Here is a 10386-nt window from a genome sequence, read left to right as displayed (position 1 = left end):
GTGACGCTGACCTTCGGCTATATGGAGCAGCCCAACATTCCGCGCGCGCTGGCGATCTGCCGCAAGCAGGGCTGGAAGTTCGACATCATGACGACTTCGTTCTTCCTGTCGCGGCGCTCGCTCAAGGCATCGCCCAATTCGGGCATGCCGGTGTGGCAGGACAAGCTGTTCATCGGCCTGGCACGCACGGCCGCCGATGCGACCGAATATTTCCAGATCCCGACCGGACGCGTCGTCGAGATCGGAACGCAAGTGACGATTTAGGGCATGCCGCGGTTGAGAAGAATCGGTGCTGTCACATTGATTGAGCGGTAAGGAAATTCAGGTAGCAGCGCGCCCGGCACTGTAAGTTTCAGCGGCTTGATGCAGCGATAGCTGGCCGGGACGGCTGTCACGCTGTGGCGACACAATGCATGGCGGCGTTACGCAGGTCTCGATGTTGAGCCGATGACAGCGCATTGCAGGGAAAGTGGAGCAGGTCGGCAATCGGATCATGGATGGAAACGAACCGCTGAAGCTGGCGTGCCGACTTGAAGCGTTTCATGATCCTTTCGCGTCGTCGGGCCGGCTGGTGCGAATTTTCCGCTCGATAATTCAGGCCTGTGTGCGACCGGTGTTCGACGCCGGGCATGAGGTCGCGCATGGCGGCATCATAGGATCGGAGCTTGTCGGTGATCATGATCCGTGGTGTCCGCCCTTGAGCCTTCAACTTGCGCATCAGACGCTTTGCCGCCTTGGCATTTCGGCGGCTTTGTACCAGCACTTCGAGGACGAAGCCGTCCTGATCGACGGCACGCCAGAGCCACTGCTTCTTGCCACTGATAGCCACGACACATTCGTCGAGATGCCATTTGTCGCCCAGGCAGCCGGCTGACCGTCGCTTGATCTCTCGGGCGAAATTCCGTCCGAATTTCTCCGCGCAGCTTCGAACGTTCTGATGCGTGACGATGATGCCGCGGGCCGCCAGCATGCCTTCAACCATGCGCAGGCTGAGCGGAAAGCGAAAGTAGAGCCATACCGCGTGCGCAATGATCTCGGGGGAAAGCGGTGGCGACCATAGAGCGGACCACGAGCAACTTCTGACATGGCCCAATGTACGCACATCTTCATAGCTGTCGGTTGACTTTACGGTGCCGCGCCAAGCGAGCAGCATCCGGCCGGCGGGGCCGACCCCGTCTCCCGGCCGTGAGCAGAACGGCATCGCGCAGGGGCCGCTTCATCCTCGACGCGGCCAGCCTGCTTTGCCGTTACCGCCGCCGCCGAAAGCGCCAGGCGTTGCCGCCAGGCGCCGATCCGCCGGCAGCGGTTCGTCTCCACCGATGCTCCGATTGCCAACCAGTTCCACTTTCCCCCAATACCTGCGTAACGCCGCTATGCAAATCTGGAACAAAATCGCGTATGTCGCCGCAGCATGACAGCCGTCCCGGCCAGCTATCGCTGCATCAAGACACTGATATCTTTACAATGCCCGCACGCCTCTCGCGCGCCAACGGCCAGTCGGTGTCGCGAATTGAGGCGCGCTGAAGCCGTCCGGCTCAGCCGATCATGGCGCTTCGGTTGCCGGGTTCGAGGTCGTGGCCTCTGCCGCTGCGCGATTCTAGCATTTGCGCCTTGGAGAGCTCTGCTTCAGCCTCGGCGAGGCATTGCGCGGCTGCGGTTCTCTGCCGCAGAAGGTCCGATTGCGAATTCTTGACGTTGTCACGACGTAGGCGAGCGGCCTTGGCGAACGTCGGATAAGCGAAATGATTGACATCGGAGATGCCGGCCTTCGTTTCCTCGGCGTTTATCTGGAAGTCCAGTTCTCGCGCCATGCATTCGAAATCGGCAATCATGATGTCTAGCTGGTGCAACTGTCGCCGCTTCTCATTCACCTGAAATTGCTTCAGTCGGACCAGATTACCTCGTGGCTTCATGACTCGGTACTCCGGTACCCATTTCGTCCAATCAAACCGCTCTCTCCCCTTAACGTTAGGCCTACAGCGACTCTCACGTTTTCTGCTGCGAGCGGAAACATATTTTCCAAAATCCTTGGCCGATGGCTATGAGTTCAATGGCATCGACAAGCATGCGAGCGGGGGACTTAAGGGGCGGTAAAAAAAGGCGGAATAGGGCGATTTTCACAATGTCTGCATATGAACGCGTTGAGACCTGCGGCGGGCTTGACACACAAAGCAATAGTCAAGATTTGCGACATGGACGCCGGGGGGCATGAATACGCCCGCCGTCAGCTACACGCCCCCCGATTTCCGCCGCCTATTATCGCCCACGCGGTCTGGCTTTATTTCCGGTTTCCGCTGAGCTTGCGCCTGGTTGAGGAAATGCTGCTGGAACGCGGCATCGTGGTTTCGTATGAGACAAGTCGCCGGTGGGGCATCAAGTTCGGGTTGGACTGCGCTCGCTGCTTGCGCCGCAAGCCGCCGTGCCGGAATGATGTCTGGTACCTGAACGAAGTGGTCGTCACCATCGCCCGGCAAAAAGCTTTGGTTGTGGCGCGCCGTCGACCAGGATGGATATATGCTGGACGAAATCGTGCAAAACCGCCGCAACACCAAGGCCGCCAAGCGCTTGCTGACGCGGCTGTTGAAGAAGCAGGGGCTCGCGCCGAAGCGCATGATCACCGACTAGCTGCGCTCGTATGGAGCGGCAAAGCGACAGGTGATGCCGGACGTCAAGCACCGGTCGCACAAGGGGTTGAACAACGGAGCGGAGAATTCCCATGTGCCGCCGCGAAAACGGGAGCGGATGATGCAGGGGTCCGATCGCCGGGAGGCCTGCAACGCTTCGTCTCGACCTTGTCAGCCCTCCGCAACCTCTTCGTCCCGCCCCGCCCCAAACGTTCTGCTCTCGCCATACATGTTCATCGCCTGCAAGCCATCGCCGAATCGAAGGCCGTGACTGGAACGCCCGCATGAATTCTGCAGCAGCAGCCCTCGGCCGGCCAATTTCAGACAACGTGACAAGCCCGGCCAACAAGCCTATGTCGTCAAATCGTCAAAACCGACGCGCGGGCAAAAAAGCCGAATTCCTCCAATGCCGCGGCGAGGTTTTGCTCCGTCAGAAGCTCCGCCGCGGACCGGGCTGCTAGCCGGCGCCAGGCGAGGAGCAAAGGCCGGCGGGCCCGGCATTGTCGCCCGGTCGTGTGAGCAGCAGCACGGCGTCGCGCAGCGCGGCCTCGTCCTCGGTGCGGCCCGCCTGCCGCACCGTCGCCGCGGCCGCGCCGAGTGCGAGGCGCTGCCGCCAGGCGCCGGCCCATTTTTCATCCCGGCGCACGACCGCATCGAGCGTGGCGATCGCGGCGCCGCATGCGATCCCAGCATCTTCAACGGTTTGCGCATCGGGGACTGCCCGGCGCAGCGAGGACGGCACCGGTGCCGCGAGAGCGGACAGCCCGACCCCGGGAGACGCGTCGGTCCCAAGGGTGCGGAGGGAGATCATCCATACGATCGGCGCCCCGGCCAACGCCGATGGCCGCGTTGGTGATTTCGCTTTCTCCGACGCCGCGAATGTCTAAAAAAGACGGGGGGCTACCGCCTGGACCCTCCGCTTCAACACCAAGGGCCTCAAGGGCGACCAGGGAGATAAGGGCTGGTCAATCGTGCCCAGCCTCGTCCTGGACGGGGCCAGACGTGTTTTCCAGGTTGCTGACTGGGTAGGCGGCACCGGGACCAAGCCCGCTACCGGCGACTACATCGGCGCGACGGGCCTCACGGCTATCATGGCTGACGCGGTTGACGTGCGCGGCGCCGCTGGCACCGGCACCGGTGACATGGAGAAGGTGGACTACGACACCAACGCTGATGGTAAGGTCACCGCCGCCGATATTGCTGACAGCGCGCCGTGGGCCGGCATCACGGACAAGCCGGTGACGTTCCCACCAGCGGCCCACTCGCACGCTGACGCAACCACTGGAGCTTCCGGCTTCATGTCGGGCGCGGACAAGGCCAAACTCGATGGTGTCGCATCAGGTGCCACCACCAATGCGAATGATGCAGCGCTGCGCGATCGCTCAATCCACACCCGCACCCAGTGGCCACCACGATCTCGAACGTCTCAACAGCAGCCGACGCGCGCATCAGCGCTGCTGTTGGTGCCTCGGTCCAAGCTTACAACGCAGCTCTGATTGGCACGACCGGCACCTTTACGACCGCCATGAGTGCCAAGCTTGGCTTCATCACGGTTACCGGCAACGTGGACCTGGACGATCTGCGCGCGAAGGTGCTCGGGCTCGATCAGGCGATTATCCTCAAGGGCACCTGGGACGCCTCTGTTGGCAGCTTCCCCGGCGCTGGCGTGGCCCAGGCCGGCTTCAGCTACATCGTCTCGACCGGTGGCACCGTCAATGGTCAGACGTTGCCAACGGCGATCGTATCGTCGCCAACGCCGCCAACGCCTCGGCCACGACCTTCGCAGCCAACTGGTTCAAGGAAGACTACACCGACGCCGTGCTGTCGATCGCAGGCCGCACTGGTGCTGTCATTCTGACCGCCGACGATATCAGTGACGGCACGACCAACAAAGCCTAAACGGCGACGGAGAAAACGAAGCTCGCCGGTATTGCGTCGGCCGCGACCGCCAATGCTACCGACGCGAGTTTGCGCGATCGTTCGACCCATACCGGCACCCAGCTGGCCGCCACGATCTCGAACTTTGCCGCCACGGTCATCACCGCGGCCCTGACGGGTCTGTCGACCGCCACGGGAGGCGTGATCACCGCGGCCGACACGGTGCTGTCGGCACTGGGCAAGCTGCAGAAGCAGATCACCGATCTGACGACGACGGTTAGGGGCAAGCTTGGTGCAACCGCTCAGGCCGTTGACAGCGCAAAGCTCGGCGGCGCTTCGATGGATCAGACTGGAACGGCCGGCACGGTCACTCAGCGCGATGGCGCTGGTGATATCACGACGCGTTTGTACCGCTCGACCTACGCCACAGGAGCCGACGCTGTGACGAGCTTCGTCGGTCGCGCGTCGAGTGACGGCACCGGGGACAATTATGTCCACCGCAGTCCATTGCCCAGACCAAGGCGCTTCTCGGCGTCGGCACGATGGCAAATCGCAGCGTCACGATCTCGGCCGCTGCCCCTTCTGGCGGCGTGGACGGTGATTTCTGGGTGCAGCCGTAATGGCCCTTTACGTCAAAGCCTCCGGGGTCTGGGGGGCGGCCAGCGCCGTCTGGGTGAAAATCTCAAGCCTCTGGACCAAGGCTCGACAGGTCTATGTGCGCAGCTCGGGCGTCTGGGAGAAAATGTTCCCGATAGATCTGGTCTTCAATGGCACTCACGAAGACTCGACTGCCACGACCGTTTACACCCACACCAGCATTCCGCTTGTTGTCGCGCCACACGCTAATCGTCGTGTCATCGTGACAACTGAGACCACTGACACCGAAAGTGCAGTGACCGTCAACAGTATGACGATTGGGGGTGTGGCTGCCACCCTTCTCGCTCAGGTGGAAAGCATCTTCAATTCTGGTGTGGTCTATCTGTCAATGTGGTCAGCCCTCGTGCCAACCGGTACGACGGCAACGATCGTGACCACGTATAGTGAGAGCGTGTTCCGTGACTACATGTCGGTCTATACGACCACCAATTGGGATGGTGTGGTGGGCACTGTTGCCTCTGACAACAATTCAACGGGTGGCCTGACAACGACCGTCAGCATTGGTGCCCTGGGCGCAGCCATCGCAATTGCGGGCAACGCCACCAATGGGGGCATCGGCACTGCGACATGGACCGGGCTGACCCAACAGTTCTCAAACGCACCAGTCACGAATAAAAACCACAGCGGAGCAACGGCCCAAGCTGGCCTCACCGTAACCTGTGCCTACAGCACTACTCCAGCACTTGCCGCACTGCTGGTGGTTCCGCTTAACATGTCCTGACCAGGCCAGGGGTGCGCAACTCCTGACTGGCGACGGCGTCGGCGACATGCCTTACGGACTCGTATTGCCAGAGCTTGTAATCGTCGACAAACCAGCCAAGTCGGCTCTCGATCGCCGTAGCAAGCTCGTTATAGTCGAGGCTGTCGAGGCCGAGATCCCGCATTCGGGTTGTCATCGACACCTCTACTTTTTCGGCAACTAGAGCGTTGAGGGTTTTGAGAACCAGTTGTTCAATTTAATGTCATCACTAATACATGCCTTTTGCTTGCAGATTCAGGTAATGCAACCCTGATCGGGGCACAACCCCCAAAGCGAGGTGTGCCGTTGAAACACGTTCTTGTCATTGACGATGATGCCGCAATGCGGCGCCTCATCGCCGAGTATCTCACGATGCATGCCCTGAAGGTAACCGCAGTCCACGATAGCAAGCAGTTTGACTATGTTCTTTCACGTGAGCCAGTCGATCTCGTGGTTGTTGACCTTAACCTAGGCCGGGAGGATGGACTTGCGATCGTCCGCAATCTGGCGACAAAATCGGATGTTCCTATCATAGTGATCAGCGGCGACCGGCTTGATGAGGCGGAAAAAGTGGTTGCACTGGAGCTCGGCGCAACCGATTTCATTCCCAAGCCTTTCGGGATGCGCGAATTCTTGGCCCGCATTCGAGTAGCGCTACGCCAGCGCATTTCTAGTCCGCGAATCAGAGAGCAGCGCTCATTTCGCTTTGGGGCCTGGAAGCTCAGCGTGAAGCAGCGGCGACTGATCTGTGCGGAGCGTGGCGAGGTCAAGCTTACCGCATGTGAGTTCAATCTCTTGATCGCATTTCTGGAGAACCCCCGCAACGTGCTATCCAGAGAACGGCTTTTGCTCGCGAGCCGAGTGCGTGGAGAAGAGGTGTACGATCGAAGTATCGATGTCCTAATCATGCGCTTGCGCCGAAAGCTGGAGGCTGATGCGGCCAACCCTCGCCTGGTCAAAACATCCCGTGGCGCAGGGTACTTCTTCAACGCTGACGTAGATGTTAGCTACGGAGGCACGTTGGCCGCGTGACAGTGAGCTATGCTGGAGATTGGGGTGACGAGGCTGATCAAGCCTTCCAACAGTACCAGCCTGATCAATTACGGCGAGAGCTACCGGTCCGGAGATCGCATCAGCCCCTCTGTCGTCAAGAGAGCTGTTCTGTTGACCCCAGCCATGGAGCTCAACGCCCCGCGTCGGAGCGCTCCCTGCTTCTGAAGGAAGCCATTAGGTCCGCTCGGGCTTGATCGGAGGCTTGGCTGATGGACGTCGTGGTTGCTTCGCTCAGTTGCCGCCCCATGGCGCGGCTTTGCGGATTATCAGTCCTCTGCCTCTTCGCCGGTCTCAACAGCGCTGTGTAATGTTCATTGTTTATGATGACGCCCCCGCTGTTCACGAGGTTGCCCCTGTCAAGTGTACTCGTCAGTCCGTCCTGGGCCTCGCGCTTCTTGCCCAAGTGCCGTTCAAACGGCGCTGGCGCGACTTGTTGAGCTCGAGAGATGGGTCCCTGCTCTCCTGCGTGGCCATGAGCTTGTGCCGCGGTCTGCGCAGCGGCGTCCCCAATGGCACGAGCCTCCATGCCGACTGCGTCTTCCGGACGAGCAGCAAGGGCAATTTCGCGCCCGAGTGCGAACTTCCGGAGATGAGTTAGTGCACTGATGTCAGCGGTTTTCATATAGCGCTTGGCATCTTCATCCAGCGACCGCTCGTGAAGCCGATCCGCAATCCCCGGCTTTTTGTTTTCAACCAGGCATTGACTGAAACGTCTAAGAGCAGACCCATAGACCTCAACGGTACGGGGTTTCGGCCCGGTCGGCGCTGCCTCGTACGCTTTGATGAGAGCCGCTGTGTACTCTCTGATGAGCACGGCGTCGGCAGGGTGGGGATTCAGGGCAGGGCGGCCCACCACTGGCGCTCCGCCCGCCCACGTCTTGAGACGACCCAGTGACCCAGCCACGGCCGAGGGGCCGCCACCCCAGATCTCGTACTCCTTGCGATCCCGATCCAGCGACGAATCGTGAAGCCGATCCGCAATCCCCGGCTTGTTATTTTCAACGAGCCAATGACCAAAGCCGAAAAGAATATCTACATGGCGCTTGACCGTGATCTCCCCGATCTTACCGGCATAGAGTGCTGACCTCAGCCCTTCGACAAGGGTCGCATCGTTGGAATAAAGAGGACCCTTGTCGGGACCGGAGACCACTTTTGGGCGATCTGGCTGCACCGCCGCCGGCACAGAACGAGCATGGTCACGCAACTCGACCCGTGCGGGGGGATTCAGATCAACCACTGACGAATCCGGCGCATGATGATGGCGCGCCGTTGAGTGACCCGGCTGCAGCACCGAGGCACCCAGCATCGACCCACTGCCTCCGGCGTACGGCGCCGCGGCGTGTTCTTGTCCGCTCCCTTGCATCATGGGCTGCGCTTCCCATGGCAATGCACCCACTTGATGGGTGGGGGCCTGCATCAGCACGCGAGCGCCTGAATTGCCGATCTCGCTCAGCTGCGGCTCAGTGGCAACGTCCTGCAGACGACTGTTCGGGGTCCTTTGCCTCTTCGCTGGTCTCAACTCCGCTGTATCATGCTCACGGTTGATGAGGACCTCCTCGCTTGGTAGCTGGTTGCTCCTGTCCTGTGCAGCGATCCGCTCGTCCGGCGCGCCCTGGTCGCCGTAGATCAGGGGACGAAAAGACTCTGCGGGATCCGAGGCTTGGTGATGGGGCCCAGTTGGCACGAAAGACGATGCCAGAACAGCGTCGTCTTCATTAGCTTTCCCAGGGGGGAGATACTCTGGCCAACTGTATTCCTCCTGCGGCCCGCTGTGCTGCGCAGCGGCGTCCCCCTTGCTCTTAAGACTTTGAAATTTAAATGGGTCCCCGGGAGCAACGTCTGGCGCTGACTGGCCGAGCCGCTTGATCTGCTGGTGAAACGTCCCAACGGGGCTTTCCTTAACCGCGTCTCGGGCCTTTCGGTCCATGAGTTCAAAGTTCGTGAGATTATTTGTCGTTCCGAATGTATCGTCACCCCTGAGGCGGGTTTGTAGTGCCTGCCGATTGACGACGAGGTTGTTGAGGTTCAGGTTATCTGGCTGCGATTGCAATCGCCCAACCAGCGCCCGCGTGCCGTCCACCACGTAGACTCCGCAATCCACCCCGTTGCTCTGCTGGGCGATGCGGGATACGCCCACGCGGGTCTCCAGGCTGGCGCCCAGATTTTCTGCGAGCTCTTTTGCAAGCGTGTCATTGCATCCGTTGTAGGAGTCATAATGATAGGCAACCGGCCGCTCCCGGTCGCTGCGATCAACGAACAGCAGCGACCAATGGGTGCCGCGCTCCTCACGAGTCGTACCGGCATCGCTCACTGGCACGAACAGGAAGTCGGCTGTGTCGTTACCGTTCTTATGGACGATGCGCTGGAATGCGCTTAGCATGACGCTCTTGGAGCCCAAGCGCAGATGATAATTGGCTACGAGGGGATCCACGAACCGCGTCCGGGCGGCGAGATCTGGATTGTTCCCCTGCAACTCCTGCTCCAGGAGCTGGTAATCCCTCTGGATATGTTCGTCGCCTAGCCATTCCAATGCGCCGAGCACCCGCCCGTCTTTAGCTTTCCCAGGGGGCTTCTCTGGCCGACCCAATGCCTCCTGCGGCCCGCTTCGCTGCGCAGCGACGTCCCCAATGGCACGAGCCTCCATGCCGACTGCGTCTTCCGGACGAGCAGCAAGGGCAATTTCGCGCCCGGGTGCGAACTTCCGGAGATGAGCTAGTGCACTGATCCTCCGGTTACCACCGGAGTTCACATAGCGCTTGGCATCTTCATCCAGCGACCCCTCGTGAAGCCGATCCGCAATCCCCGGCTTTTTGTTTTCATGCAGGTATTCACTGAAACGTATAAGAGTAGATCCATAGACCTGAATGGTACCGCGATTCGGCCCGGTCGCAGGCGCTTCTTTGTACTCTTTGATGAGAGCCGCTGTGTAATCTCTGATGAGCGCGGCGTCGGCAGGGTAGGGATTCCGGACAGGGCGGTCCACCACTGGCGCTCCGCCCGCCAACGTCTTGAGACGACCCAGTGCTCTGACGATCGAGGGGCCACCACCCCAGATCTCGTACTCCTTGCGATCCCGATCCAGCGACGAATCGTCAAGCCGAGCAGCAAATCCCGGCCTGTTATTGTCAAAGAGCCAACGACCAAAGCCGAGAAGAGAATTTACATGGCGCTTGACCGTGATCTCCCCGATCTTACCGGCATAGAGTGCTGACCTCAGCCCTTCGACAACGGTCGCATCGTTGGAATAGAGGGGACCCTTGTCGCGACCGGAGACCCCTATTGGAGGATCTGGCTGCACCGCCGCCGGCACAGAACGAGCATGGTCACGCAACTCGACCCCTGCGGGGGGATTCAGATCAACCACTGACGAATCCGGCGCATGATGATGGCGCGCCGTTGAGTGACCCGGCTGCAGCACCGAGGCACCCAGCATCG

The 10386-nt window shown here is 60.5% G+C and carries 9 protein-coding genes and 4 pseudogenes; 6 read left to right on the top strand and 7 right to left on the bottom strand.

All coding sequences use genetic code 11. The features are described from left to right. Positions 1-264, top strand: a 264-nt coding sequence (locus tag NKI15_RS31810; RefSeq protein ID WP_502898740.1) for a KUP/HAK/KT family potassium transporter, incomplete at its 5' end; no start/stop codon positions are given. A 127-nt stretch (positions 265-391) separates the two neighbouring features. On the opposite strand, the pseudogene NKI15_RS31805 reads toward NKI15_RS31810, so the two are convergent. From NKI15_RS31805 to NKI15_RS31795, 3 genes and pseudogenes are all read right to left on the bottom strand, one after another. Continuing rightward, positions 392-1086 (bottom strand): annotated as a pseudogene (locus NKI15_RS31805) (IS6 family transposase). A gap of 49 nt (positions 1087-1135) precedes the next feature. Next, a pseudogene (locus NKI15_RS31800) lies at positions 1136-1335 on the bottom strand (DUF1403 family protein); the annotation flags it as partial. A 200-nt stretch (positions 1336-1535) separates the two neighbouring features. Further along, a complete protein-coding gene (locus NKI15_RS31795) occupies positions 1536-1913 on the bottom strand; it encodes a flagellar export protein FliJ (RefSeq protein WP_352888166.1) in 378 nt (125 codons plus the stop codon). 279 nt (positions 1914-2192) lie between these two features. On the opposite strand from NKI15_RS31795, the pseudogene NKI15_RS31790 reads away from it, so the two are divergent. Next, positions 2193-2912 (top strand): annotated as a pseudogene (locus NKI15_RS31790) (IS6 family transposase). A 101-nt stretch (positions 2913-3013) separates the two neighbouring features. Here NKI15_RS31790 and NKI15_RS31785 read toward each other — a convergent pair. Then, positions 3014-3435, bottom strand: a pseudogene (locus NKI15_RS31785) (DUF1403 family protein); the annotation flags it as partial. Positions 3436-3595: 160 nt separating this feature from the next. Between NKI15_RS31785 and NKI15_RS31780 the strand changes: the two are divergent. Continuing rightward, positions 3596-4120 (top strand): hypothetical protein, encoded by a 525-nt coding sequence (locus NKI15_RS31780; RefSeq protein WP_352749700.1) that lies wholly within the window; start codon positions 3596-3598, stop codon positions 4118-4120. A gap of 29 nt (positions 4121-4149) precedes the next feature. Further along, positions 4150-4482, top strand: a complete 333-nt coding sequence (locus NKI15_RS31775) for a hypothetical protein (protein ID WP_352888157.1) — start codon at positions 4150-4152, stop codon at positions 4480-4482. A gap of 37 nt (positions 4483-4519) precedes the next feature. Here the strand turns inward: NKI15_RS31775 and NKI15_RS31770 are convergent, their stop codons facing one another. Further along, positions 4520-4744, bottom strand: coding sequence for a hypothetical protein (locus tag NKI15_RS31770; protein ID WP_352888154.1), 225 nt, complete (start codon positions 4742-4744; stop codon positions 4520-4522). Between the two features lie 377 nt (positions 4745-5121). On the opposite strand from NKI15_RS31770, the gene NKI15_RS31765 reads away from it, so the two are divergent. After that, positions 5122-5880, top strand: coding sequence for a hypothetical protein (locus NKI15_RS31765; RefSeq protein WP_352749709.1), 759 nt, complete (start codon positions 5122-5124; stop codon positions 5878-5880). Here NKI15_RS31765 and NKI15_RS31760 read toward each other — a convergent pair. Continuing rightward, positions 5867-6061, bottom strand: a complete 195-nt coding sequence (locus tag NKI15_RS31760; RefSeq protein ID WP_352515489.1) for an acyl carrier protein — start codon at positions 6059-6061, stop codon at positions 5867-5869. The two genes, NKI15_RS31765 and NKI15_RS31760, sit on opposite strands and share 14 nt — an antisense overlap. A 143-nt stretch (positions 6062-6204) precedes the next feature. Here NKI15_RS31760 and virG point away from each other — a divergent pair, with 143 nt between their 5' ends. Beyond that, positions 6205-6930, top strand: a complete 726-nt coding sequence (gene virG, locus NKI15_RS31755) for a two-component system response regulator VirG (protein ID WP_352550936.1) — start codon at positions 6205-6207, stop codon at positions 6928-6930. A gap of 151 nt (positions 6931-7081) precedes the next feature. Here virG and NKI15_RS31750 read toward each other — a convergent pair whose 3' ends face one another. Then, positions 7082-10315 (bottom strand): Ulp1 family isopeptidase, encoded by a 3234-nt coding sequence (locus NKI15_RS31750; protein ID WP_352888150.1) that lies wholly within the window; start codon positions 10313-10315, stop codon positions 7082-7084. Positions 10316-10386: the final 71 nt, after the last annotated feature.

The organism is Mesorhizobium sp. M0862, assembly GCF_040319795.1.
Lineage (GTDB): Bacteria > Pseudomonadota > Alphaproteobacteria > Rhizobiales > Rhizobiaceae > Mesorhizobium.
Note: the sequence above shows the minus strand (reverse complement) of the source record. Positions and strands in the feature narration are given on the sequence as shown.